Raw genomic sequence first — 25,333 nt, forward strand, 5'->3', positions numbered from 1 at the left:
CCTTCGTGTAACTGGCGCAACAAACGCAAAAAGGGCCGGCGGATCGCTCCGCCGGCCCCTCTTTTTGCGTCGAGCGCGGACTTAGAAGTCCATGCCGCCCATGCCGCCCGGCATCGCCGGGGCTGCGGGCTTGTCGTCCGGCAGCTCGGCAATGGTGGCTTCGGTGGTGATCAGCAGACCGGCGACCGAAGCCGCGTTCTGCAGTGCGGTGCGCACCACCTTGGTCGGGTCGATCACGCCGGCAGCCACGAGGTTCTCGTAGGTGTCGGTCGCGGCGTTGAAGCCGAACGAGGTGTCGTTCTGGTCGAGCAGCTTGCCCGAGACGACAGCGCCGTCCTGGCCAGCATTCTGCGCGATCTGACGCACCAGCGCGGTCAGCGACTTGCGAACGATGTCGATGCCGCGCGTCTGGTCCTCGTTGGCACCGGCCAGGCCTTCGAGCGCCTTGGTCGCGTACAGCAGGGCCGTGCCGCCGCCGGGGACGATGCCTTCTTCAACGGCTGCGCGGGTTGCGTGCAGCGCGTCGTCGACGCGGTCCTTGCGCTCCTTCACCTCGACTTCGGTCGCACCGCCGACCTTGATCACGGCCACGCCGCCGGCAAGCTTGGCGAGACGCTCCTGGAGCTTCTCACGGTCGTAATCGCTGGTGGTGACTTCGATCTGCTGGCGGATCTGCTCGGTGCGAGCCTTGATCGATTCGGCTTCACCGGCGCCATCGACGATGGTGGTGTTGTCCTTGTCGATGGTGACGCGCTTGGCGGTGCCGAGCATGCCGAGCGTGACGGTCTCGAGCTTGATGCCGAGGTCTTCGCTGATCACTTCACCCTTGGTGAGGACGGCGATGTCTTCCAGCATCGCCTTGCGACGATCGCCGAAGCCCGGTGCCTTGACCGCTGCAACCTTCAGGCCGCCGCGCAGCTTGTTGACGACCAGAGTCGCCAGCGCTTCGCCTTCGATGTCCTCGGCGATGATCAGCAGCGGACGACCCGACTGCACGACCGCCTCGAGGATCGGCAGCATCGACTGGAGGTTCGACAGCTTCTTCTCGTGGATCAGGATGTACGGATCGCTGAGCTCGACCGCCATCTTCTCCGGGTTGGTGATGAAGTAGGGCGAGAGGTAGCCGCGGTCGAACTGCATGCCTTCGACGACGTCGAGCTCGAATTCGAGACCCTTCGCCTCTTCGACGGTAATCACGCCTTCCTTGCCGACCTTCTCCATCGCCTCGGCGATCTTCTCGCCGACTTCACGGTCGCCATTGGCCGAGATGATGCCGACCTGGGCGACTTCCTGCGAACCCGAAACCGGCTTCGAGCGCGCCTTGACGTCCTCGACGACCTTGGTGACGGCGAGGTCGATACCACGCTTCAGGTCCATCGGGTTCATGCCGGCGGCAACCGACTTCATGCCTTCGCGGACGATCGCCTGCGCCAGAACGGTCGCGGTGGTCGTGCCGTCGCCGGCGATGTCGTTGGTCTTCGAGGCCACTTCGCGCACCATCTGCGCGCCCATGTTCTCGAACTTGTCCTTGAGCTCGATTTCCTTCGCGACCGACACACCGTCCTTGGTGATGCGGGGCGCGCCGAAGCTCTTCTCGATCACGACGTTGCGGCCCTTCGGCCCGAGCGTGACCTTCACCGCGTCGGCGAGAATGTCGACGCCGCGCAGGATGCGCTCACGAGCGTCGCGCGAAAACTTTACGTCCTTGGCTGCCATGGGACTGCCCTTTCAAATTTCGCTAAGTTTCAGGTAGTTGAGGTTCGCGAGGTCGCTCAGCCGACGATGCCGAGGATGTCGCTTTCCTTCATGATCAGCAGGTCTTCACCGTCGACCTTGACCTCGGTGCCCGACCACTTGCCGAACAGAATGCGGTCGCCCGCCTTCACGTCGAGCGGAGTCACCTTGCCATCTTCGGCCTTGGTGCCGGTGCCGACGGCGACGACTTCGCCTTCCTGCGGCTTTTCCTTGGCGGTGTCGGGGATGATGATCCCGCCGGCGGTCTTTTCCTCGGCTTCGACGCGGCGGACGAGCACGCGGTCGTGCAACGGACGGAAGTTCATTGCCTGATCCTCTTTCAGGTGGATTTCGGTGTTTAGCACTCGGTCCCCCGGAGTGCTAACAGCAGGGATATGTGAAGTGAAATTTGCTTCGTCAACGGGTGCAGCCGGAACTTTTTTCGGCGTGTTGGGCCGATAAGACGGGTCGTTGCCTCCTTCCCGCGCATCCGGTAGCACGGATCGCTGAATACCCTTTGAGGAGCCGCCGGTGAAGCTGGTCCGTACCGCCTGGAAGATACTCGTCGGAATCAAGGACCTGCTCGTCCTGGTTCTGCTCCTCCTGTTCTTTTCCGCGCTGTTTGCGGCGTTGTCGCATCGGCCGACTCCGGCAACGATTCGCGATGGCGCATTGGTGGTGGCGTTCAATGGCGCATTGGTGGAGCAGGAAAGCGAGGCGGATCCTTTCGCCGCGGTCAGCGGCACCCGCGCGGCGCGTCAGGTGAGCGCGCGCGAGGTGATCCGCGCGCTCGACGCTGCCAAGGGTGACACCCGCGTAAAGGCGGTCGTGCTCGATCTCGACAGCTTCCTGGGCGGCTATCCTGCTACCGTAAGCGAAGTCGCTGCCGCGGTCGGCCGCGTCCGTGCGACAGGCAAGCCGGTACTCGCCTATGCCACCGCCTATACCGACAGCAGCTACCAGATCGCCGCCAATGCCAGCGAGATCTGGGTCCATCCGATGGGCGGATCGCTGTTCATGGGACCCGGCGGTCGCCAGCTTTATTACAAGGGACTGACCGAGAAGCTGGGCATCAACGTCCATGTATATAAGGTCGGCAAGTTCAAGTCGGCCGTGGAGCCCTATATTCGCGCGGACATGTCGCCCGAGGCGCGCGAGGCGAACACCGCGCTTTATGGCGGCCTGCTCGACCAGTGGCGCGAAGGCATCCAGAAGGCGCGGCCCAAGGCCCGCATTGCCGATTTCCTGATGAAGCCCGACGTTGCGATCACCGCCGCCAAGGGCGATATCGCCGCCGCCAACCGCGCCTATGGCCTGGTCGACCAGCTTGGCGACCGGATCGCCTTTGGTCGCCACGTCGCCCAGCTGGTCGGTGCACCGAGCGGCGCACGCGCGGGCAATTTCAACGCAATCAAGCTCGCCGACTGGCTGCAGGCCAATCCGCTTCCGACGAGCGGCGATGCAATCGGCGTGATCACCATCGCTGGCGAGATCGTCGACGGCAAGGGCGGCGCGGGCAGCGCGGGCGGCGATACCGTCAGCAAGCTCGTCCTCGACGGGCTTAAGGACGGCAAGCTCAAGGCGCTGGTCGTACGGGTCGATTCCCCGGGCGGCTCGGCCATGGCATCGGAGCAGATGCGGCAGGCGATCCTGCAGGCCAAGGCGCAGAAGCTGCCAATCGTCGTGTCGATGGGCGGCCTTGCGGCGAGCGGCGGCTATTGGGTATCCACCGCCGGCGACGTGATCTTCGCCGAGCCGAACACGATCACAGGCTCGATCGGCATTTTCGGGATCATCCCGACCTTCGAAAACAGCCTCGCCAAGATCGGCGTGACCACCGACGGGGTGCAGAGCACGCCGCTGACCGGCCAGCCCAGCGTCTATGGTGGCACCAACGCCACCGTGGACACGATCCTGCAATCGGCGATCGAGGCCGGCTATGGCCGCTTCGTCGGCCTGGTCGCCGCGTCGCGCAAATTGACGCCGCAGCGGGTTGACGAGATCGGCCAGGGCCGCGTGTGGATCGGCGGTATCGCGCGGCAGATCGGCCTGGTCGATCGCTTCGGCGGACTGAACGATGCTGTCGCCGAGGCCGCGAAGCGCGCCGGGCTCGATCCCGCCAAGGTCCAGACCGTCTATCTCGCCAAGAAGCCCAGCGCCGCTGCCGCCGCGCTGGCGGCTGCGCTCGGCTCGTTCAGCAATGACGACGAGGACAACGGCAACTGGGCCGACGCCGCCGCCGGCGCCGACACCTATGCCCGTATCGGCGAGGAACGCCGCGCGCTGCTCGCCCAGGCGCTGGGCGACGCCAAGCGGCTCAACGCCAGCGGTTCGGTGCAGGCGCGCTGCCTCGAATGTATGGCGCTGGGCGTACCGAGCGCGCAGCCGAGCGACCTTGCCCTTCTTCAAATTGCCATGGGAGCCATGAAATGATCGGCATTCGCGCCGCCACGCCGGACGACGCAGCCGCGATCGCCGCCATCTATGCGCCGAACGTTCTTACCGGGACGGCCTCGTTCGAGATCGAGCCGCCCGACGCCGCCGCGATGGCGACCCGGATGGCAGCTAGCGAAGGCTATTATCCCTGGCTCGTCGCGACCAATGGCGACGGCGTCGATGGCGGCGTGATCGGCTATGCCTACGCCAATCGCTTTCGCGATCGCCCGGCCTATCGCTACGTCGTCGAAAGCTCGATCTACATGGCCGATACCGCGCAGCGCCGCGGTGCCGGTCGGCTACTGTACGAGGCGCTCGTCGACACGCTGCGCGCGCAGGGCTTCGTCCACGCCTTCGGCATGATCACCCTGCCGAACGACAATTCGATCGCGCTGCACGAAGCGGTAGGCTTCCGCCGCACCGGCGTGTTTCGCGAGGCGGGATACAAGCACGGCCAGTGGATCGATGTCGGCATCTGGCAGTGCGAGCTGAACGAGCCGACCCGGCCACCCGAAGAGCCCAAGCCCTTCCACGAGCTGGGGGTCGTCCGAGCCTGAAGTCGCAGGTGCCTGCCCGTCCCTGGATGAACAGGCACCTGCCCCGCGGGACAGTTGACCCCGCGCGGCTATTCTTCGAGACCTCGCGCGATGGAATCGACATCGCCGTACGCGGTAGACTTCGAGATAGAGGTCGAGCGTGCATCCCGCCTGATCTCCATCCGCCTCGCCGGGGTTCCTTCACCGGAGGACGTTGGCTGGATCGCCGAAGACGTCCGCGCTGCGATCCTCAGCCTCGGTCCGCATGCCGAGGGCCATCGAACGCTCTATGACGCCCGCGGCGTGCACGTGCTGCCGCAGGCGACGGCTGATTTCGTGCTCAAGAATTTCGCGGATACGGCGAGAACGCAATGGGCACGGCGCCTTGGTTTCGTCGCTTCCACCATGTTGACGCGACTGCAGATCCGCAGGATCGTAGAGGTGCGCCCGGGCGCGATGCTCTTCGACGATGTCGAGGCCGCCCGCGCCTGGCTGCTGAGCGAATATTGAACGCCGCCCTGTCAGCGGGGGCGGCGCGCGGCCGCCCCGAAAGGCTTCAGGCCAGCGCGATGTCCGGCGCGTCTTCAGCCTTCATGCCGATCACATTGTAGCCGGCATCGACATGGTGGATCTCGCCGGTGACGCCCGAGGCGAGGTCCGACACCAGATACAAGCCCGCGCCGCCGACATCCTCGATCGTGACGTTACGACGCAGCGGCGAGTTCAGCTGGTTCCACTTGAGGATGTAGTTGAAGTCGCCGATGCCGCGGGCCGCCAGCGTCTGGATCGGACCGGCCGAGATCGCATTCACGCGGATATTTTCCGGCCCCAGGTCCATCGCCAGATACTTGACCGAGGTTTCCAACGCCGACTTGGCGACACCCATCACGTTATAGTGCGGCACCACCTTCTCGGCGCCATAATAGCTGAGCGTCAGCAGGCTGCCGCCGTTCGGCATCATCCGCTGGGCGCGCTGCGCCACTGCGGTGAAGCTGTACACCGAGATGTTCATCGTCATCAGGAAATTGTCGAGCGTGGTGTCGTAATAATGGCCACGCAGCTGGCTCTTGTCGGAGAAACCGATCGCGTGGACCACGAAGTCGATCGTGGGCCAGCGCGCTGCGAGCGTCTCGAACGTGGCGTCGAGCGCGGCCATGTCCGCCACGTCGCAATCGATGAGGAAATCGGAACCGACCTGCTCGGCCAGCGGCTTCACCCGCTTGAGCAGCGCATCACCCTGGTAGGAAAAGGCCAGCTCCGCGCCCTGGGCATGCAGAGCCTTGGCGATACCCCATGCCAGCGATTTGTCGTTGGCGAGGCCCATGATGAGCCCGCGCTTCCCTTGCATCAATCCGGTCACGTCTTCTGAATCTCCTGTGCTTGCTCCCCCTCTAGACCGGCTTCGGGCACTTCCGCCAGAGCGGCGTTGAGCTCCGCCCCTACGACGAGTCCGAGTCCCACCAGGAAAAAGAAGATCAGCGCGACCATCACGCCCGCCAGGCTGCCATAGGTGGCACCATAGCCGCCCAGCGTCGACAGCACCCAAGGCAGCCCGCCGGTGACGCTGAGCCACCACAGGGTGGTGCACAAGGCCCCCGGCCATTTGGGGCAGCCGCGCGAACGGTAGCGCGACGGGGTCAGCGCGAAGAACAGCACGTAGAGCGCGCCGAACAGGGCGAAGGCCGGCACCGCCTTACCCGCCGAGGCGAAGCGCTGCGCCTCGGTCGCCCAGGGGAGGATGCGATAGAGAAACTGCTCGATACCGGTCAGGATCACCTGGAAAGCGAAAGCGAGCATCACCATCAGCACTGCGGCGACGATCATCCCGATCGCGCCCAGCCGGTAGCGCCAGAACGGCTTGTCCGACGAGACGCCGTACGCCTGCCGCACGATGCCGCGGATCGTCTCGATGAAGCCCGCGGTGGTCCAGAGCCCGACGAGCGCGCCGAACCAGAGAAGGCCCCCGGTGCTGCGGGCGTTCAGCACCTCGATCACCGGATCGCGCAGCAGCTTGGCGACGTCGGGCGGCACGGTCTGCAGGAACGCCTCCAGCGCATGCACGCCAGTGCCGGTGCGCCCGACCAGGCTCGCCAGCGCCGTTGCGACGATGAAGAAAGGGAACAGCGTGACGAGCGACAGATAGGCGAGGTTACCCGCGTAGGTGAAGCCGTCGTTGAACGTGCCGATCGCGACTCGCTTGGTGATTTCGAACATCCGTTCGGTCACGCCGAGTTCGGCCAGCCGGCGCGGCACCTTTCCACCAATACCCAGCCGCCGCCCTTCGGGCGACTGGGGCGAGATCGAGGCGCGCGTCGGTTCGTCCACGCGGGGTCAGACGCCCATGCGTCCCCGCGGGTTCCCCTTGTTCTTCCATCCCTGCGCAAATTCGATGAGCGCATCATCGTCGACGGGCAGGTCGACCATCAGCGTCACAAACAAGTCGCCCCGCGCACCGCCGCGCTTGTGGAAGCCCCGGCCCTTGAGCCGCAGTACCTTGCCCGAGCTGGAACCCTTGGGCACGGTGAGCATCACCGGGCCGTCGGGCGTCGGTACACGGACCTGCGCGCCCAGCACCGCCTCGGCCAGCGTAACCGGCAGGTCGAGCTTGATGTCATCGCCATCGCGTACATAGAAACGGTGCGGCTGGATCTCGATCGTAACGATTGCGTCGCCCGCACCGCCCGGGCCTTCCTCGCCCTTTCCGGCGAGGCGCATCTGGGTGCCTTCCTCGACGCCGGCGGGGAGCTTGAGGTCGATCGTCTTGCCGTTCTTGAGCGTGATCCGCTGCGGGGCGAGCGTCGCCGCATCCTCGAACGATACCGCCAGCCGATAGGCGATGTTGGCGCCCTTGGGCTGGGGACGCCTTCCGAAGCCACCGAAACCACCGCTGAAGCCCCCGCCCCCGCCGCGTTTGCCACCGCCGAACAGCCCTTCGAAAATGTCGCCGATATCCGCCTCGCCGCCGCCGAAATCGAACTGGCCGCCGCCGGGGCGGAAGCCGCCGGCGCCGCCTCCGGCTCCCGCGCCGAAGCCGAACGGCGCGATCGGGTTACCGTCGCCGTCGATCTCGCCCCGATCGAAGCGGGCGCGCTTGTCCTTGTCGGTCAGCAGGTCATAAGCCTGCGTGACCTGGCTGAACTTTTCCGAAGCCTTGGGATTGTCCTTGTTGCGATCGGGGTGCAGCTCCTTGGCGAGCTTGCGATAGGCCTTCTTGATCTCGTCTTCGCTCGCGCTACGCGCCACCCCGAGCGTTACGTATGGATCTGCCACCAAAATCCCCAATGCGTCCAATGCCAATCGCCCGCCCCTTACAGGACAGGTGTTAAAGCCCAAACATCGGCGTCCGGATCGTTTCGCGCAAGGGGCGCGATCAGTCGAGCAGCGCCCGGGCGCCGCGCAGATCGGCGACGAAGTCCCGATAGGCCTGCGCCGCCACATCCGCGTCGGGGAGGCGGAGCAGATAGCTTGGATGCACGGTGACCCATCCGGTGCCGCCCTCGGGCAGCGCAAGCTTCTGGCCACGCAGCTTTGAGATGGTCGCCGCCTTGCCGGTGATCTGTCGGGCGGCGGTGGCGCCCAGTGCCACGATCAGCTTGGGACGGACCAGCGCACGTTCCTGCTCGTACCACCAACGGCAGGCGGTGATCTCGCCGGCATCCGGCTTGGCGTGGATGCGCCGCTTGCCGCGCGGCTCGAACTTGAAGTGCTTGACTGCATTGGTGACGTAGACACGCGCGCGATCGATCCCCGCCTCGTCGAGCGCGCGATCAAGCATCTGCCCGGCGGGGCCGACAAAGGCGCGGCCGGCGAGATCCTCCTGGTCGCCTGGCTGCTCGCCGACCAGCATCATGTCGGCGTCTAGCGGCCCTTCGCCGAACACGGTCTGCGTCGCGGGCTTGTAGAGCGGGCATCGAGTGCACGCCGCCGCCTCGTCGCGCAGCGCTTCCCAGGCGCCCTCGACATTACCCCCGACCGACGTGCGCGCCGTTTCCACCATCGCCGTCTCCCGCGCCCGGGCACCGGCCACGAGCTCCTTGACCAATGCAGTTTCGGGCATGTTTTTCCAATATTTGCGCGGCATCTCCTTCAGCATCGCGCCGGTCTTGAGGCGGGCGGGATTGAAGATGGAGGTGTAATAGGTCTTCCACACCGCCTCGACCGGATCGTCGGCGGGCGCATCGCCCCGCGCGGCGGCGGGGCCTTCGCTGAGCGTGCCGCCGTCCCAGTGCAGCGAAACCTCCGGTGTGAGGATCGACCAGCGCATGCTGGCGAATCGCTCGACGAAGAAGCGGGCATTGGCGCGGACGATGTGGTGCTCGGGCTCGAACCAAGCGATGAAGCGCGGGCCGGCTTCGTCCACCAGTTCGCGGAAGCGGACGAAGGCGCGCATTTTGTGAATGTCGCGGCGTACCGCCTTGGCCATCAGCTCGATCCGGCGGACCAGCGGATCGGCGCGGTCCTCGATCCGGTGCGGATCGGTGGCGAGAAGGGTGTAGAGCAACGAAAAGCGCTGCGGGTCCGAGTGAAGAATGACGGCCTGCGCCAGCTCCACGAATGCCTTGGGGACGCGCAGCTGCGTGCCCTTGGCGTGCGGCGGCGGGGAGGCTGCCTCGGCGGCGAACAGATCGCCGCCGCCCTCACCTACTCGCCACACCACCTCAGACGGTGCGACATGCGCCTGAGCCAGCGCTCGTGCCGCATCGCGCCAGCCCTCAAAGTCATCCTGGGCGGCAAGCGTTACGGCGCGCAACGCTTACTCGCGCTCGTCGCCCGGCGGATGGGCTTCGGCGCGCTCCAGCTCCCTGGGCTTGCGCTTCTCGAAGATCTTGCCGAGGCGCTCTTCCTCTTCCGCCGAAAGCGCCTTTTCGGCGGTCGGGAACATCTCTTCCTCCTCCTCGTCGATATGGTGGAGGTAGCGGTCTTTCATTGCGCGAAATTTGGACAACCAGGCCGAGGAGGACATCTCGATATCCATCAGCTCGCCGAGCAGGTCGTCGACTTCCTTGTGCTCGGATACCGAATGCCGCGCATCCTCGCGCAGATCGGGGTTGGCGAGCATCGTGGCGTAAAGCGATTCCTCTTCTGCCGCGGCGTGCGACTGGAGCTCGAGGCGGAGCTGCTCGAACAGGTCGCGGCGCTCGGTGCTGTCGCCGGAGGTGACGTCAATCTTGGCGATCAGGTCGCGCTGGCGGTCGTGATCGGCGATGAGGTCGGCAAAGATGCGGGGTTGCTTAGCCATTTGGGAGTCTCCCTGGTTTCCCAGTCCCAACCGGTGGCACTGTCCTAGGTTGCTCCCGCGAGTCGTTCGCAGAGCGTAGATCACGCGGCAAACAGCTCCAGTTGCACCTTCTTCGGCGCGATCCAGCCGCGCAGATCGGCCTTGTCGGTCAGCGCCACCGGGCGCCAGTCGGCGGTGACGATGAACGGGCGGATCTTGGCCAGCGACACGGTAAGTCGCGCGACATCCTCCAGCCGCAGCCGCCGCCATTTGCGCGCGGCAAGGATCGAAGCGACCGCCTTGGTCCCCAGCCCCGGCACGCGCAGCAGCGCCTCGCGCGGGGCGCGATTGAGGTCGACGGGAAAGCGGTCGCGGAAGCGCAGCGCCCAGGCGAGCTTGGGATCGATGTCGAGCGGCAGCATGCCCGTTGCCGGGTCCACCGCCTGCGCGACCTCGTCGGGCCGATATTCGTAGAAGCGCATCAGCCAGTCCGACTGATAGAGCCGGTGCTCGCGCATCAGCGGCGGGCGCTGGAGCGGCAGCACCGTGCTGGCATCGGGAATCGGGCTGAACGCCGAATAATAGACGCGGCGCAGCCCGAAACGACCGTACAACCCGGCGGCGCGGTCGATGATGTCGCCGTCGGTCGCGGCATCGGCGCCGACGATCATCTGGGTCGACTGGCCCGCAGGCGCGAACTTGGGCGCCGAGCGATAGCGCTTGCGCGCATCCACCCCGTCCTCGATCGCACTGCGCATGCCCAACATCGCGCCTTCGATCTGCGGCGCGGACTTTTCCGGCGCGAGCCGCTTGAGCCCCGCAACCGTCGGCAGCTCGACATTGATCGACAGGCGATCGGCATGGAGCCCCGCCCGGTGGATCAGCGCCGGATCGGCATCGGGGATTGTCTTGAGGTGGATATAGCCGCGGAAATGATGGTCTTCGCGCAAGCTCCGCGCCACCTCTACCATCTGCTCCATCGTATAGTCGGACGAGCGGATGATGCCCGAGGAGAGGAACAACCCCTCGATATAGTTGCGTCGGTAGAAATTGAGCGTGAGCTCGACCACTTCGGCCGGCGTGAAGCGCGCCCGGCGAACGTTCGAACTCTTGCGGTTGATGCAGTAATGGCAGTCGAAGATACAGCTGTTGGTCAGCAAAATCTTGAGCAGGCTGATGCAACGGCCGTCCGGCGCATAGGCATGGCAGATGCCCATCCCTGTGGTCGAGCCCAGCCCCTTGCCGTCTTTCGACGTGCGCTTCGTCGTCCCCGAAGAGGCGCACGACGCATCATATTTCGCGGCATCGGCAAGGATCGCCAGCTTTGCACGGGTGTCGAGTTGCGCCATCCGTTCTTTCTATGTTCTCGAGCATCTGCTGTCCAGATGGACGCTCGGCCATCGGCCTTGTAGCAGCGCCCGGCGGAGGATTTTTCGGATGACGGGGCGGATCGACGGTCGCGTGGTCGCGCTGACGCTTGGTATGGCAGGCACCTGCCTGCTCGGCTGGGCGTTCAAGGCGCATTGCATGGCGGAGGGATGGGTTGCCGCCATCCAATACACCAGCGGCTGCTACAGCGATGCGGTTCCCTTCTGGGGTCAGCGCCATGTCGACCAAGGGCTGATCCCCTATTTCCAGACACCGATGGAATATCCGGTGCTCACCGGCCTGCAAATCTGGATAGAGGGGGCGGTGGTCCGCGGCCTGTTCGGCTCGGCCGCGAACGATGCCGCCTTCCTGAGCGCGGTGACGCTGGCCAACGCCCTGCTGGCAGGCTTGATTCTCTGGATGTTCGCGCGCGCGGGCATGGATCGGGCGCGGCTGTGGCTTTGGGCCTGCGCGCCGCCACTGATCCTCTATCTAGGCCATAATTGGGACCTAGGCGCGACGGCCTTCTGCGTGGCCGCGATGCTGGCAGCACGTCGGGAGCAGCTCGTGCTCGCCGCGATGCTGGCCGCGCTTGGTGCGGCAGCGAAGCTATTTCCGGCGCTGTTGCTGCCGCTGATCGGACTTGCCGCGCTGGCCGCACCGGATCGAAGCTGGCGCGCGCGGATCGGTACCGCCGGGATGTGCACGCTGGTCGCAATCGCGGCCTGGGCAGCGGTAAACCTTCCGGTGGCGCTCGCCGCGCCGGAGAACTGGTCCGAATTCTACCGTTTCTCGCAAGCACGCGCCGGCACTGCCGGCTCGACCTGGGAGATTCTTTCCAATCAGGGATTCTGGGTTACCGGCATCCCCCAGCGCAACCTCTATGCCTCGCTCGCCTTTCTGATCGGCGCAGCCGGAATCATCGCCTTTGGATGGTGGCGGCATCGCGCACAGCTCTGGGTGCTGTTCACTCCGATCCTGGCCTGGTTTCTGCTGACCAACAAGGTCTGGTCGCCCCAGTTCGACCTGTGGCTCTACCCGCTGCTGGTAATGACGAGCCCACGCCGCACGCCGGTCGCGCTCTTCGTCATTGGTGATATCGCCGCCTATTTCACGGAATTCTGGTGGTTTGCCGGCATGGCAAACACCTGGCCCTATGCCACGACCCATGACATCCTGCTCGCCGCGAGCGTACGCGGCATCGCGATGCTCTGGCTGATCGTCGACGCCGTGCGCCTGCCGGCGCCCGCCTGGATCGGACGCGCGCAGGACTGAAGCATCAGGGCAGCGGCAGGTCGGTTTCCGCCTTCTTCTGCGCACGGCGCTCGGCGCGTGCGGCCGTCGCCTGCTTGACGAAGCAACCGGTGCCGCCACCAGCACCCACGGCCGAGCAGCTGCCGGTTCCGAACGTGCCGGTGGTCAGCGCGTCCTGCGAGCGCACCGCCCATGACTGGCCCTTTTGCGGCTCGGTCGGCGTATTGTCCCGAATATTCTTCGGAATACGGAAGCGCTCGCCTTCGTCCAGACGCTGGCAGACGACGATCTCCTCGCCGTTCTTGTTCGTCGGGCACTTGTCGTTGCCGTAGATGATCAGCACGCCGTTCTGCACGGCATTCTGTGCGTACGCCGGCGCGGCTGCGAGCAGCGGCGCCGCTGCGGCCACGGTGATAATCGCGATCCTTTTGAGCACCCTGTTCCTCCTGTCTTCGCGCCGCACCCTGCGGGCGCGCGCCTGAATGGCCGCTTTCAGATTCGCTTCGAGACGCCGATGGCGAACCGGCAACCTGCGCGGATCAGTGCCGATAGCACCGGATAGCCGGGCGTGCTTTCCGCGCCCGAGGCGATCGCGGTGTCCCGATGTTCGATCTCCTCATCGCGGAATCGCGCGACGGCATCGCGTAGTTCCGGATCTTCATCGCCCAATTGCTGGAGCTGCTGCTGGTAATGCAGATCGATCTCGGTCTCGATGGCCGCGGTGCAGGCCATTGCCGCCTGCGGCCCCATCGCCGCCGTCACCACGCCAAGGCCGAAGCCCGCCACGTCCCAAAAGGGCTGGAGGACCGTCGGCCGAACACCGCGCCTTGCGATCAGCGCGTCGAAAAAGGCGCGGTGATGCTCTTCCTGGTTGGCCATGCCGGCGATGGTGCGCGCGGTGGGCGTGCGATCGCCCATCACCGCGAGCTGCCCCGCATAGATACGCGTCGCGCCATATTCGCCGGCCTGGTCGACACGGACCATAGTCTCGCGGCTTTCACGCCGATCTCCCGGTTTCCAGCTCATCGCACCGACCTCCGCGTCGCCAGCAGCGCGATCAGCACCGCGCCGCCCAGCGACAAGATGGCGTTATAGCCTGCCAGGCTGATGCCGAACATCGTCCATTGGGGCACATCGCAGCGCACGATCGGCGCGCGCAGCGCCTGGGTCAGCATCTCCATGGGCGAGCCCTGCCGCGGGGCGGCGGTGCATTCGGTGATACCCTGCCACCAATGATATTCGGTGCCCGCATGATAGACGCCGATCGCCCCGCTCACCGCGATCAGCAGCGCGGCGAGCAGGACCAGCGCCGCCACCTGCCGCCGCCCGCGCACGAAGAAAGCGAGCAGCGCGACGATGATCGCCGCCAGATGCGGCCAGCGCTGCCACACACACATCTCGCAGGGTACGAGGCCGCCGATGAACTGCGATCCGATCGCCCCGCCCAGCAGCACGAGCGGGAGCAGCAAGGCAAGCCAGCGCGCCAGCACCGGCACGTTCCGCGGCATCCGGCTCACTTCGCTGCACTCGCCGGAGCGGTCTTGTTGCCCAGCCGGGCGAGCGTCTGCACCGCATAGGTAAGCTGGAAGTCGGTGATGCCCTTCTTCTTCAGCTCGTCGGCAGTGGCGGTGAAGCGCGGATCGGACGTGCTGTCCGTTTCCAGCACGCTGTCGTCCACCTTCTCCATGTTGATCAGGTGGCGGCGCAGATCCGCCTCGCGCAGCTCCGGGCGCGACTTATAGTCCGGATCGCTCAGCTGCGGCACCGCGATATCGGGCTTGATGCCACCTTCCTGTACCGAATGGCCGGAGGGGGTGTAGTAGCGCGCCGTGGTGAGGCGCAGCGCGGCATGGGGTCCCATCGGCAGGATCGTCTGCACCGATCCCTTGCCGAAGCTGCGCACGCCCATCACGAGTGCGCGGTGATGGTCCTGCAGCGCGCCCGCGACGATCTCCGACGCGGAGGCGGTGCCGGCATCGGTGAGCACGATCACCGGTAGGCCCTTGGCAAGGTCGCCCGGAAATACGCTCTCGGCATAATAGCGCTCGATATCGGTCTTCTCGCGACCGCGCTGGGAAACGATCTCCCCATGGTTGAGGAACACATCGGACACGCCGATCGCCTCGGTGAGGAGGCCGCCGCCATTGTTACGCAGATCGATGATGTAGCCGAGCGGCTTGTGGCCCAGCTTCTTGTCGATCTCCTGGATGGCAAGCGCGGTGTCGCCGCCGGTGTGCGCGGTGAAGGTGCTGATGCGGATAATGCCCACGCCGTCCTTCACATCGGCCTTCACCGACTTCTGGGTGATCACCTCGCGGGTCAGGGTAAATTGCAGCGGCTTGTCCGCGCCGGGGCGGACCACCGTCAGCGATATCTTGGTACCGGGCTGGCCGCGCATCTGGGTGATCGCCTCGTCGAGGCTGCCGCCGACGATGAACTTGCCGTCGAGATGCGTGATATAGTCGCCCGCCTTGATGCCAGCGCGCGCGGCAGGCCCGTCGTCGTTCGGCGCGATCACCTTCACCGCACCGTCCTGCTGGGTGACGGTCAAGCCGAGTCCGCCATAATTGCCCTCGGTCTGAATCTTGAGATTGTCGTAATCCAGCCCGTCCGCGAAGCTGCTGTGCGGATCGAGCGCGGCCAGCATGCCGTCGATAGCGCCCTTCACCAGCGTCTTGTCGTCGACCTTTTCGACGTAATTGGCCTTCACGGTGTTGTAGACTTCCATGAAGGTGTCGAGCTCGCGGTAGCTGCTGGTATCGACCCCCGCCATGGCGCCGGATGTGATGGGAATGATCGCGAGTGCGCCGACGGCGGCGGAAACCTGAAGAAACGAACGCAGCATCAAGAGACTTTCCGGAAGGGCGATCTGGCCAATGTAGGCGAGACTAACGGGATTTGCACGCGGTGTCAGTCGAGCAATTGGGTCAGGTCGAGCGGCTGCCCGCGCCGGCGGAGCTCAACCGTCATGCGTGGCCCGGCCGCGCCCAGCGTCGCGCCTTGCCCGACCTTGGCGCCCGGACGTACAACAAGCGCGGAAAGCCCCGAAATTAGGGTGGTCCAGCCCTTGCCATGGTCCAGGACCACGATCTGCCCATAGCCTGCGAAGGGCGCGGCATAGGCGATGGTGCCGGCGGCGGGGGCGATCACCTTGGTGCCCGGCGTGACCGCGAAGCTTGGGCCGCGGGCACGGACGCCTGCGGAAGAGATCTCGCCGAAACCGGTGACGAGATGGCCGGCGACGGGCAGGCGATAGGGCGCGGGACCATTTGTGCGTTCTGCCGACGCGCCGGGCCGAGGGAGCGGGCCGTTGAGGACCAGCAGGTCCGAGCGGACCTGCGCTGCGCTCTGGCTGCGGTCCTGGGCAGCAGCGAGGTCGCGCGCCTTTTCGCCGAGCGCCAGCGCGCGGTCCGATTCCACTAGCGCATCGCGGCCGAGCGTCATGGCGCGCAGCCGGTGCTCGGATTCGAGCTGGAGCGCAGCCAGCCGCCGCGATTCGAGGGCAGCACGGTTGGCGCGGAGGCCGGCCAGCGCATGGCCGGCGGCAACACGCAACGCGCGGGAGCGCTCGAGATCCGCACGGACCCCGGCACTACGAGCCTCCATCGCCGGCAGCAGACTGGCGAGCGTCGCCCGGACATGGACGAGATCCTGTGCGGAGCCCGGCTGAGCCAGCGCCAGCACTGCAGGCCGCCGCGCCATCGCCTGCAAGGCGGCAACCAGTTCGAGTGCCGGCCGCTGGCGTTCGGCAAAGGCGGCGCGCTGCGCCGAGAGCAGCCGGTCGAGGAGCGCCATTCGCGCCTCGGCAGCGACCTGCTCGGCTTCCGCCGCCTGAATGCGCTGCGCCGCCGCGGCCTGCTCCGCGCGCGCGCGCGCCTCGTCGTCGCGGGCGCCGGCCGCCGCGCGGTCGAGTTCGGCCGCCCGCTGTTCGGCCGCTTTCGCCGCCTGGGAGGCTTCGGTCACGGCCTGCGCGGTCACTTGCCTCGCATCGGGCTGCGGCTGGGCGAGCACCCCCGTCACGCCGATCGCGACCAGCGCCGCCGCGATGCCGAGGCCGCGCGCCACGTCCATCAGCCCTCGCGGTGATAGGGGTGGTTGGCGAGGATCGAGACGGCGCGCCATAACTGCTCGGCGAGCATCGCGCGTGCCATCATGTGCGGCCAGGTCGCCTTTCCGAAGCTGAGCAGCATGTCCGCCGCCGCCCGATCGGTATCGTCAAAGCCGTCGGCGGCACCGATCAGGAAGCGGGTCTCGCGCACGCCATCGTCGCGCCATGCGCCAAGCCGGGCGGCGAGCGTCTTCGAGGGCAGGTTCTCGCCGAGTTCGTCAAGCATCACCACGCGCGTGCCGGGGGCCAGCACGGGCATCTTGCCGCCGGTATCGGGCAGTTCGGTGACGCGCGCTCCCCAGGTCACCCGCTTGAGATAGCGGTCGACCAGTTCGGCCTCGGGGCTGCGCCCGATCCGGCCGCGCGCGACGATGTGCAGCAGCATGGCGCGCGGACCTTCCGGATCAGATCAGGCCTGGCCCTCGAACGACCACATCCGCTCGAGATTGTAGAAGCTGCGCACTTCCGGGCGGAACAGGTGGACGATCACGTCGCCCGCATCGATCAGTACCCAGTCGGCGGCCGGCAGGCCTTCGACGCGGGGCGTGCGGCCCTGCTCTGCCTTGAGCTTGTCGGCCAGCTTCATCGCCATCGAGGCGACCTGCCGGGTCGAGCGACCCGATGCGATCACCATGTAATCGGCAATGCTGCTCTTGCCGGCGAGCGGGATCGAGACGGTTTCCACCGCCTGATCGTCCTCCAGCGAAGTGAGCACGAGCCTATGCAGCGCTTCGACGCTGTCGGCGTCGTTCGAACGCTGCATATTGGGGGAAGTGGCCAAGGTTGCTCCTAGTCTAGCGACTGTCTGTGCGATGTGAGTGGAGACGGCGCCGGCCCTTCCTCTTCCATGTTCGGAGAAGTGCCGAGGAATCGCCGGTGCCAGGCGGGATCGGCAGCCCGAAGGCGCGTTGCCGACGTCGGATCGGGGCGGAAGCGCAACAGCACAAGTGCCGGCAATCTCCATCGCGTCCAATGTTTCGCCTGGCCTGCGGGCCGCACAGCGCGCCGCAGCCAACCCATTGCAGGACTTGCATGGGCACCCCGATCATAACCCGGACGCGCGATAACCGCAATCGGAACCTGACGGGCGATGTGCCGCCAGCGCTCCCAGCGATGAAACTGCGCGAGATTGTCCGCACCCATCAGCCAGATGAAGCGATGATTCGGATAGAGCCGCGGCAGCTTGGTAAGCGTGTCGGCGGTGTAACGGGTCTTCATCCGCTTCTCGATCGCGGTCGGGCGGATCGGCGCATGCCGCGCCATCGCCCGCGCCGAGGCGAGCCTGGCCTGGAACGGCGCCATGCCAGCCCTGTCCTTCAGCGGATTGCCGGGCGAAACCATCCACCATACTTCATCGAGATCGAGCGCGCGCAGCGCGTGCAGCGACAGCCGCCGATGCCCGCGATGCGCCGGGTTGAACGACCCGCCGAGCAGGCCGATCCGCCGCCCGCCCCGCTTCCCTGGCCTGTTCGCGTCGATTGTTGGACCCTTCCCGCGCTGCTACGATCGCGGCGCATATAGCGGGGGTGGGGGCACCATGCGCAAGTTGGGTTTGTCGATCGCGGTTTTGGCGTGGCTTGGTTGCACCGGCGTGGCGCCGGTGCCGACGGTGGACGCGGTGGATTTGTTTCTCAACGCGTTGCAGTTCACCCCTCCCAACCCGGCCGCGGTCCGGGCGCGCTGCGACACAGGCGCCGCGCTGGCAAAGCGGCGGCTACAGGCACTTGCGACTCGCACCGGTGCCGCCAGCATCGCCGAGGACTTTCGACGCTATGATGCCCTGCTGAACCTGGTGAACGACCTTTCCTACGAGATGAACCTCGTTGGGGAAACGTCCGTGATGGCGCCGGTCCGTGACGCGGCGCGCAGCTGCGGGGAGCGGATCGGCGCGATCGTGACCGACATCAATCTTTCCCGCCCGATCTACGACCGGTTGGCGGCAATCCCGACCACGGGCCTCGACCCAGCGACCGGCTATGCGCTGGGCCGGCAGCTGCTTGCCTATCGCCTCGCCGGGGTCAACCGGCCGGCAGCCGAACGCGCGAAAATCGCCCGGCTGAACAAAGATATCATCGCCGTGGGGCTGGCGTTCGACCGGAACATCTCGGAGGATAAAACCACCGTAACGCTGCCGCCCGACTCACTGGAAGGCATGCCGCAGGACTTTCTCGACGCGCACAAGCCCGGCGCAGACGGCAAGATCCATCTCACCACCGCCTATCCCGACGCCCTTCCCGTGCTGACCTTCGCCAGCCGCCAGACGACGCGCAAGACGATCGACGCCGCGCTCTGGAACCGCGCCTATCCGGTGAACGATGCCGTCCTGTCGCGGCTGCTCGCCAAGCGACAGGATCTCGCGCAAGCGCTGGGAGAGCCCGATTACGCGACGCTGGTCACCAAGGACAAGATGGTCGATTCGCCTGCGCGCGTGCAGGCGCTGCTCGACGAACTGAACGGCGCCGCCAAGGTCGCGGCGGCGCACGATCTCGACCGGCTGCTCGCGCGCTATCGGCAAATCGAGCCCCAAGCCAGCGAGGTGCAGGACTGGGATAGCGTCTATCTTCGCACGCTCGTGAAGAAGGAACAGTTCGACGTCGATGGGGCGGAAGTCCGCCGCTATTTCACGCTGGACCGCACGCGGGACGGCATCTTCCAGCTGGTTCACGACCTGTTCGGCAGCGACATTCGGCCTTGGCAGGGTGCGCCGCGCTGGGCACCGGGCGTCACCGCCTGGGAGCTGTTCGACGGGAAGCGGCTGGTCGGCCGCTTCTATCTCGATCTCAGCCCCCGCGCCGGCAAGTTCAGCCATGCCGCCCAATTCGGCCTGCGCACCGGCGTGGCTGGCAAGCGGATTCCGGTGGGAGCACTCATCTGCAACTTCCCCGCGACCGGGCCGATGGAACATGGGGACGTAATCACCTTCCTCCACGAATTCGGGCACTTGGTGCACTTCCTCTATTCGGGCCATCAGCGCTACGCGACCCAGTCGATGGACCAGCTGCAATGGGATTTCGTCGAGGCGCCGTCACAGCTGCTCGAGGAATGGGCGTGGAACTACGACACGTTGAAAGGCTTTGCCCGCAACGACGAGGGTGCGCCGATCCCGGCCGCGCTGGTCGCCCGCATGAACGCGGCCCGGCGCTTCGGCGATGCGCTCTCCTGGCAACGGCAGCTGGGCTTCGCCGCCGTGTCGCTCTATTTCCACCAATTGCCCGCCGGCTTAGACCTCACCAAGACCTATGACGACGCCTATAACCGCTATGCCTCGATCAAGGCGCCGCCGGGCACCCACCCTTATGCCAGTTTCGGGCACCTCACCGGCTATTCGGCGACCTATTACACCTATCTCTGGTCGAAGAGCGTCGCGCTGGACCTGTTCACGCGCTTCCGGGCGGAAGGAATGCGCAACCCGGCAACTGCCCTGGCCTATCGCCGCGCCGTACTGGAGCCGGGCGCATCCAAGCCGGCGGCCCAGCTCATTCGGGACTTTCTCGGCCGCGACGCCAGCACCAAGGCGTTCCGCGACGATCTGCAGCAGCAGATCAGCGCAAACTAGCCGACCAGCCCGGTGCGGCGCCGGTCAGGGCCGCGCCTGGCCAGTGCCGAGCACCAGCCATTTGTAGGTGGTGAGGCCTTCCAACGCCACAGGGCCGCGCGCATGGAGGCGACCGGTGGAAATGCCGATCTCTGCACCCAGCCCGAACTCGCCGCCGTCGGCGAACTGCGTGGAAGCGTTCCACATCACGATTGCGCTGTCGACGCCGGTGAGGAAACGGACTGCGGTTTCTGCATCCTCGGTGACGATCGCATCGGTGTGGTGCGAGCTGTGCGCGGCGATGTGCACCATCGCTTCCTCCACGCCGTCGACCAGCTTCACCGAGAGAATCGCCTCCAGATATTCGGTGTCCCAGTCTTCGTCATTCGCCAGTTGCACGCGCGGATCGAGCGCCTGCACCTCGGCATCGCCGCGCAGTTCGCAACCGGCTTCGGCCAGCGCGACGAGAATCGGTTTGGGGTCAACGAAGCCGCGGTCGATCAGCAGCGTCTCGGTCGCGCCGCAGATGCCCGTGCGGCGCATCTTGGCATTGACCGCCAGCGCCAGCGCCATGGCGGGAGCGGCGGCGCGATCGATGTATGTGTGATTGATCCCGTCCAGATGCGCGAGCACCGGTACCCGCGCCTCCGCCTGCACCCGCGCGACCAAGCTTTTGCCACCGCGGGGGACGACCATGTCGATCAGCCCCTCGGCGGTGAGCATTGCACCGACCGCGGCACGATCGGTCACCGGCACCAGCTGGATTGCATCGGCGGGCACGTCTGCTTGGGCAAGTCCTTGCACTAGCGCCGCATGGATTTCGCGATTGCTGCGGATCGCCTCGGACCCACCGCGCAGGATCGCAGCGTTGCCAGACATCAGGCAGAGCGCGCCCGCATCGGCGGTGACGTTGGGCCGGCTTTCATAGATGATACCGATGACGCCGATCGGCACACGCACACGCTTGAGAACGAGGCCGTTGGGACGGGATCGTTCGTCGATCACGGCGCCGACGGGATCTTCGAGGCCCGCAACCGCCTCAATGCCCGAGGCCATGCCTTCGATGCGCTTGGCATCGAGCAGCAGCCGATCGAGCAGCGCGTCGGTAAGGCCGTTCGCCCTGCCCGCCGCCATATCCTCGGCATTGGCAGCAAGGATCGCGCCCTCTGCCGCGCGGATCGCGGCGGCGGCGGCGCGGAGCGCGGCGGCCTTGGCCGGACTTGGCATCGCCGCCAGCACCGTGGCGGCGGCGCGGGCGCGGCGGCCCATGTCGGCGATCAGCAACTGGGTGTCGGGCGTGTCGATATCGGCCATGCTGCAGATGCTAGCATGGGCAGCGCGAAGCTGATAGCCTCGGGCGTCATGGGGGAATTCGACGCAGCCGGCGAACTGGTGATGGGGAGCATGCTCGGCCGTGCGGTGGAGCCGCATGCCGGGGAAGTCCGCGGGCACGCTGGCCACGGCCACGGCACGATCTGCCTGAACTGCGGCACCGCGCTGATCGGTCCGCACTGTCATGAATGCGGGCAATCGGGGCACGTCCACCGTTCGCTGGGCGCGATCGGGCACGAGCTGCTGCACGGCGTCGCACATTTTGAGGGCAAGATGTGGCGGACGTTGCCGCTGCTCGCCTGGCGGCCGGGTGACCTGACCCGCCGCTACATCGCCGGCGAGCGCGCGCGCTTCGTCTCGCCGATGGCGATGTTCCTGTTCTCGATCTTCACGATGTTCGCGATTTTCCAGATCCTTGGCATCTCGATTCCGAACGATCTCGACAGCACCAGCATCAAGCCTACAGCTGCGCTACAGCATTCGATCACCAAGGCGGAGGCCACGCGCGCCAAGAAAGCAGCCAAGCTCGCCAAGCTGGACGCCGGCGATCCGGACCGCGCCGACCTGACGGCCGATGTCGCCGAGGCCGACCGCGAGATCGCCGGGTACAAGTCCGCCCTTACCCAGATACCCAAGGTGATGCGCGACGACGGTGACGAGATCAAGGAAGTGCATACCGGCTGGCACACGCTCGACCACGGCATCGAGAAATGGCGCAACAACCCGTCGCTGATGCTCTACAAGCTGCAATCGAGCATCTACAAATTCTCGTGGCTCTTGATCCCGCTCTCGCTGCCGTTCGTATGGCTGCTGTTCTTCTGGAAGCGGCAGTACAAGCTGTACGACCACGCGGTGTTCGTCACCTATTCAATTGCGGCGATGTCGCTGCTATTCATCGTGGTCACGCTGCTAAGCGCGGTGCACGTGTCCGGCAACGTGCTGGGCACGATGGCGATGGTGGTGCCGCCGGTGCACATGTGCCGGCAACTCAAGCAGGCTTATCAGCTGCGCTGGTGGTCCGCGATCCTGCGCACCGGCGTGTTGCTGTGGTTCATCACCATCATCGCCTCGCTCTTTCTGCTGATCCTCGCGCTGCTCGGGATCATGGGCTGATCCCCGCGCCGGGGATGCGGCGCGGGGATCGGTGGTTTAGAAGAAACCCAGTTTCTTCGGGCTGTAGCTGACCAGCATATTCTTGGTCTGCTGGTAGTGATCGAGCATCATCTTGTGGTTCTCGCGACCGATGCCGGACTGTTTGTAGCCACCGAACGCCGCGTGCGCCGGATAGGCGTGATAGCAGTTGGTCCACACCCGGCCAGCCTTGATCGCGCGGCCGAAGCGATAGCAGGTGTTGGCATCCCGGCTCCAGACGCCCGCGCCCAAACCGTAGAGCGTGTCGTTGGCGAGGTGCAGCGCTTCCGCTTCGTCCTTGAAGGTGGTGACCGATAGCACCGGACCGAAGATCTCTTCCTGGAAGATCCGCATCTTGTTGTGCCCGCGGAACACCGTCGGCTGGACGTAGAAGCCGCCCGAGAGGTCCCCGCCCAGATCCGCCGCGCCGCCCCCGATCAGCAGCTCAGCGCCTTCCTGCCGACCGATGTCGATATAGGACAGAATCTTCTGCTGCTGTTCGGACGAGGCCTGCGCGCCGATCATCGTCGCCGGATCGAGCGGGCTGCCCTGCACGATCGCCTGCACACGGGCGAGCGCGCGCTCCATGAAGCGGTCATAGATCTTCTCGTGCACCAACGCACGGCTGGGGCAGGTGCACACTTCGCCCTGGTTGAGCGCGAACATTACGAAGCCCTCAACCGCCTTGTCGAAGAAATCGTCATCCTCACGGGTCACATCCTCGAAGAAGATGTTGGGCGACTTGCCACCCAGCTCCAGCGTGACCGGAATCAGGTTCTCGCTGGCATATTGCATTATCAGCCGGCCGGTGCTGGTCTCGCCGGTGAAGGCAATTTTTGCGATGCGGCGCGACGAGGCGAGCGGCTTGCCGGCCTCCAGCCCATAGCCGTTGACGATGTTGAGCACGCCCGGCGGCAGCAGGTCGCCGATCAGTTCGGCCCAGACCAGGATGGAAGCGGGGGTCTGCTCGGCGGGCTTGAGCACCACGCAATTACCAGCGGCGAGCGCGGGGGCGAGTTTCCATGCCGCCATCAGCAGCGGGAAGTTCCACGGGATGATCTGGCCGACCACGCCCAATGGCTCATGGAAATGATAGGCGATGGTGTCGTGGTCGATCTCCCCGATCGAGCCCTCCTGGCCGCGCACCACGCCGGCGAAATAACGGAAATGATCGATCGCGAGCGGCACGTCGGCGGCCATGGTCTCGCGGATCGGCTTGCCATTGTCCCAGGTCTCGGCGGTGGCGAGCGTCTCCAGATTCGCCTCCATCCGGTCGGCGATCCGGTTGAGGATCAGCGCGCGTTCGGCAACCGGGGTGCGGCCCCAGGCATCGGCGGCGGCATGGGCGGCGTCGAGCGCGAGTTCGATGTCGGCAGCGTCGGAGCGAGCGATCTCGCCCACTGCCTGGCCGGTCACCGGCGAGACGTTCTGGAAATAACGCCCCGCCTTGGGGGCGACGAAGCGGCCGCCGATGAAATTGTCGTAGCGGGCGGCGAACGGCGCCCGCAGCGCGCTCGCGCGATTCTCAACCAGCATGTCCATATGCCCGGATCCTCTTGCCTAGATGCCAGCGCCGTTCTCGGCGTCGGGACCGAAGATGCGCGCGACGCTCCTGCGTGAGAAGAGCCAGGCGGCGGGCGATAAGCAAACCTGTCTCGCTTGCGAGACAGGCGGCGCTCAATAGCGGAGGCCCGCCTTGCCGAGGCGCCGGTAGAAGGTCGCGCGGCCGATGCCGAGCATTCGCGCCGCTGCGCTGGCATTGCCACCTGCCCGCGCCAGCGCCTGGCGCAGCACGGCGCGGTCCGCATCGTCGAAAGAGGGCGCGGCCCCCTCCCCCAGCAGCGATTCGAGCGGCTGTGGCTTGTCCAACGCCTGAACGCCCAGCCCCAGCCGCAAGCGCGCACCACGGCTTGCGCCCACTACCAGATCGTCGCGATCGACAGCGAGCAATGCGGTGCCCGTGGCGGCCTCATCGGCGAGGAACAGGATGCGGTGCTTGCTAAAGTGGCGACAGAAATAGTCGCGCTCGATTCGCCGCGCGGCATCGCGTACCAGCGAGGCGATCAGCTCCGCCATCGCCGGGCCATGATCGGCCCGGCAGCTGGAAACGTCCAGCGCGGCGACCAGCCGACCCGCAGGATCGTGCACCGGCGCATCCATGCAACTGATACCGATGTTGCGGCTGGCGAAATGCTGGTCCCGGTGGATGATCACCGGCTGATCCTCGAACAGACAGGTGCCGATGCCGTTGGTGCCTTCCTCCGCTTCACCCCAGCGCGCGCCCTCGACCAGCCCGGCACGGGTGAAGGCGTCGATATCGCCGGGCCCTGCCCGGGTCTCCAAGATCACCCCCTCGGCATCGCTCAACACCACGCCGCAGCCGCTGCGCCCCACGGCGCGGAAGGTCTCGTCGAGTACCGGCGCCGCCACCGCCAGCAACGGCTGGTGCAACGTCCGCCGCTCAGCCAGCGCCGCGCCCCCGATGCGTTCGCGGGCTCCCGCCTCTGGATCGAGCTTGTGATGCAGCGCCGACCGGCACCAGGAGGCGGCAAGCGGCGATACCGCCGCGCTGCTCGGCGAGCGGACGGCATCAAGCACGATATCGGCATGGCGCGGCGGCTGGGCGGGCATCGGTGACTCCTGGTGCGGTAAAGCTGCGCCCGATGTCACGCCACCGTCAA

General features: G+C 66.2%; 25 protein-coding genes. 6 read left to right on the forward strand and 19 right to left on the reverse strand.

The genetic code is table 11. The features are described 5' to 3' along the window. Positions 1–81 precede the first annotated feature (81 nt). Both groL and groES read right to left on the reverse strand, forming a co-directional pair. Positions 82–1,716, reverse strand: coding sequence for a chaperonin GroEL (gene groL / locus A7X12_RS05180; protein WP_064310558.1), 1,635 nt, complete (start codon positions 1,714–1,716; stop codon positions 82–84). 56 nt (positions 1,717–1,772) lie between these two features. Beyond that, positions 1,773–2,060: a co-chaperone GroES gene (gene groES, locus A7X12_RS05185; protein ID WP_064310559.1), complete on the reverse strand. Its 288-nt coding sequence runs from the start codon at positions 2,058–2,060 to the stop codon at positions 1,773–1,775. Between the two features lie 205 nt (positions 2,061–2,265). On the opposite strand from groES, the gene sppA reads away from it, so the two are divergent. From sppA to A7X12_RS05200, 3 genes are all read left to right on the forward strand, one after another. Further along, on the forward strand, positions 2,266–4,167 hold the full coding sequence (gene sppA / locus A7X12_RS05190) for a signal peptide peptidase SppA (protein ID WP_064310560.1): 1,902 nt from the start codon (positions 2,266–2,268) through the stop codon (positions 4,165–4,167). Beyond that, a complete protein-coding gene (locus tag A7X12_RS05195; protein ID WP_064310561.1) occupies positions 4,164–4,727 on the forward strand; it encodes a GNAT family N-acetyltransferase in 564 nt (187 codons plus the stop codon). Before sppA ends, A7X12_RS05195 begins: the two co-directional genes overlap by 4 nt. 90 nt (positions 4,728–4,817) lie before the next feature. Then, positions 4,818–5,216 (forward strand): hypothetical protein, encoded by a 399-nt coding sequence (locus tag A7X12_RS05200; RefSeq protein ID WP_064310562.1) that lies wholly within the window; start codon positions 4,818–4,820, stop codon positions 5,214–5,216. A 46-nt stretch (positions 5,217–5,262) separates the two neighbouring features. Here the strand turns inward: A7X12_RS05200 and fabI are convergent, their stop codons facing one another. From fabI to A7X12_RS05230, 6 genes are all read right to left on the reverse strand, one after another. Continuing rightward, positions 5,263–6,066: an enoyl-ACP reductase FabI gene (gene fabI / locus A7X12_RS05205; protein ID WP_064310563.1), complete on the reverse strand. Its 804-nt coding sequence runs from the start codon at positions 6,064–6,066 to the stop codon at positions 5,263–5,265. Then, entirely contained in the window at positions 6,063–7,031 is a 969-nt protein-coding gene (locus A7X12_RS05210; protein WP_198161886.1) for a YihY/virulence factor BrkB family protein, read from the reverse strand. The genes fabI and A7X12_RS05210 overlap by 4 nt, the downstream gene beginning before the upstream one ends. A gap of 6 nt (positions 7,032–7,037) precedes the next feature. Further along, complete coding sequence (locus A7X12_RS05215) at positions 7,038–7,976, reverse strand: DnaJ C-terminal domain-containing protein (protein WP_064310692.1); 939 nt, start codon at positions 7,974–7,976, stop codon at positions 7,038–7,040. A gap of 100 nt (positions 7,977–8,076) precedes the next feature. Then, positions 8,077–9,456, reverse strand: a complete 1,380-nt coding sequence (locus A7X12_RS05220; RefSeq protein WP_064310564.1) for a UdgX family uracil-DNA binding protein — start codon at positions 9,454–9,456, stop codon at positions 8,077–8,079. A 3-nt stretch (positions 9,457–9,459) separates the two neighbouring features. Next, positions 9,460–9,945 carry a hemerythrin domain-containing protein gene (locus A7X12_RS05225; RefSeq protein WP_064310565.1) on the reverse strand — a complete coding sequence of 162 codons (486 nt, stop codon included), beginning with the start codon at positions 9,943–9,945 and terminating at the stop codon, positions 9,460–9,462. An 80-nt stretch (positions 9,946–10,025) separates the two neighbouring features. Continuing rightward, positions 10,026–11,273, reverse strand: a complete 1,248-nt coding sequence (locus tag A7X12_RS05230) for a putative DNA modification/repair radical SAM protein (protein WP_064310566.1) — start codon at positions 11,271–11,273, stop codon at positions 10,026–10,028. 88 nt (positions 11,274–11,361) lie between these two features. On the opposite strand from A7X12_RS05230, the gene A7X12_RS05235 reads away from it, so the two are divergent. Then, complete coding sequence (locus tag A7X12_RS05235) at positions 11,362–12,567, forward strand: glycosyltransferase 87 family protein (protein ID WP_064310567.1); 1,206 nt, start codon at positions 11,362–11,364, stop codon at positions 12,565–12,567. A 4-nt stretch (positions 12,568–12,571) separates the two neighbouring features. Here the strand turns inward: A7X12_RS05235 and A7X12_RS05240 are convergent, their stop codons facing one another. From A7X12_RS05240 to A7X12_RS05275, 8 genes are all read right to left on the reverse strand, one after another. Continuing rightward, positions 12,572–13,075, reverse strand: coding sequence for a hypothetical protein (locus tag A7X12_RS05240; protein ID WP_232318367.1), 504 nt, complete (start codon positions 13,073–13,075; stop codon positions 12,572–12,574). Beyond that, positions 13,039–13,572 carry a demethoxyubiquinone hydroxylase family protein gene (locus A7X12_RS05245; protein WP_064310569.1) on the reverse strand — a complete coding sequence of 178 codons (534 nt, stop codon included), beginning with the start codon at positions 13,570–13,572 and terminating at the stop codon, positions 13,039–13,041. Before A7X12_RS05245 ends, A7X12_RS05240 begins: the two co-directional genes overlap by 37 nt. Beyond that, entirely contained in the window at positions 13,569–14,063 is a 495-nt protein-coding gene (locus A7X12_RS05250) for a disulfide bond formation protein B (protein WP_443029289.1), read from the reverse strand. The genes A7X12_RS05245 and A7X12_RS05250 overlap by 4 nt, the downstream gene beginning before the upstream one ends. After that, positions 14,060–15,391, reverse strand: coding sequence for a S41 family peptidase (locus A7X12_RS05255; RefSeq protein WP_064310571.1), 1,332 nt, complete (start codon positions 15,389–15,391; stop codon positions 14,060–14,062). Before A7X12_RS05255 ends, A7X12_RS05250 begins: the two co-directional genes overlap by 4 nt. A gap of 65 nt (positions 15,392–15,456) precedes the next feature. Then, complete coding sequence (locus A7X12_RS05260; protein ID WP_064310572.1) at positions 15,457–16,617, reverse strand: murein hydrolase activator EnvC family protein; 1,161 nt, start codon at positions 16,615–16,617, stop codon at positions 15,457–15,459. Then, entirely contained in the window at positions 16,617–17,039 is a 423-nt protein-coding gene (locus tag A7X12_RS05265) for a 23S rRNA (pseudouridine(1915)-N(3))-methyltransferase RlmH (protein ID WP_064310573.1), read from the reverse strand. Before A7X12_RS05265 ends, A7X12_RS05260 begins: the two co-directional genes overlap by 1 nt. Before the next feature lie 24 nt (positions 17,040–17,063). Then, entirely contained in the window at positions 17,064–17,417 is a 354-nt protein-coding gene (gene rsfS / locus A7X12_RS05270; RefSeq protein WP_064310574.1) for a ribosome silencing factor, read from the reverse strand. 26 nt (positions 17,418–17,443) lie between these two features. After that, a complete protein-coding gene (locus A7X12_RS05275) occupies positions 17,444–18,133 on the reverse strand; it encodes a nicotinate-nucleotide adenylyltransferase (RefSeq protein ID WP_064310575.1) in 690 nt (229 codons plus the stop codon). A gap of 58 nt (positions 18,134–18,191) precedes the next feature. On the opposite strand from A7X12_RS05275, the gene A7X12_RS05280 reads away from it, so the two are divergent. Further along, entirely contained in the window at positions 18,192–20,210 is a 2,019-nt protein-coding gene (locus A7X12_RS05280) for a M3 family metallopeptidase (protein ID WP_064310576.1), read from the forward strand. 24 nt (positions 20,211–20,234) lie between these two features. Here the strand turns inward: A7X12_RS05280 and A7X12_RS05285 are convergent, their stop codons facing one another. Continuing rightward, positions 20,235–21,503 carry a glutamate-5-semialdehyde dehydrogenase gene (locus tag A7X12_RS05285; protein ID WP_064310577.1) on the reverse strand — a complete coding sequence of 423 codons (1,269 nt, stop codon included), beginning with the start codon at positions 21,501–21,503 and terminating at the stop codon, positions 20,235–20,237. Positions 21,504–21,551: 48 nt separating this feature from the next. Here A7X12_RS05285 and A7X12_RS05290 point away from each other — a divergent pair, with 48 nt between their 5' ends. Beyond that, positions 21,552–22,634, forward strand: a complete 1,083-nt coding sequence (locus tag A7X12_RS05290; protein ID WP_064310693.1) for a DUF3667 domain-containing protein — start codon at positions 21,552–21,554, stop codon at positions 22,632–22,634. A 36-nt stretch (positions 22,635–22,670) separates the two neighbouring features. On the opposite strand, the gene adh is transcribed toward A7X12_RS05290, so the two are convergent. Both adh and A7X12_RS05300 read right to left on the reverse strand, forming a co-directional pair. Beyond that, complete coding sequence (gene adh, locus A7X12_RS05295; protein ID WP_443029291.1) at positions 22,671–24,188, reverse strand: aldehyde dehydrogenase; 1,518 nt, start codon at positions 24,186–24,188, stop codon at positions 22,671–22,673. A 141-nt stretch (positions 24,189–24,329) separates the two neighbouring features. Next, complete coding sequence (locus A7X12_RS05300) at positions 24,330–25,283, reverse strand: GAF domain-containing protein (protein WP_064310579.1); 954 nt, start codon at positions 25,281–25,283, stop codon at positions 24,330–24,332. Positions 25,284–25,333 lie beyond the last annotated feature (50 nt).

The sequence above is a fragment of the Sphingomonas sp. TDK1 genome, from assembly GCF_001650735.1.
Taxonomy (GTDB): Bacteria; Pseudomonadota; Alphaproteobacteria; order Sphingomonadales; family Sphingomonadaceae; genus Sphingomonas.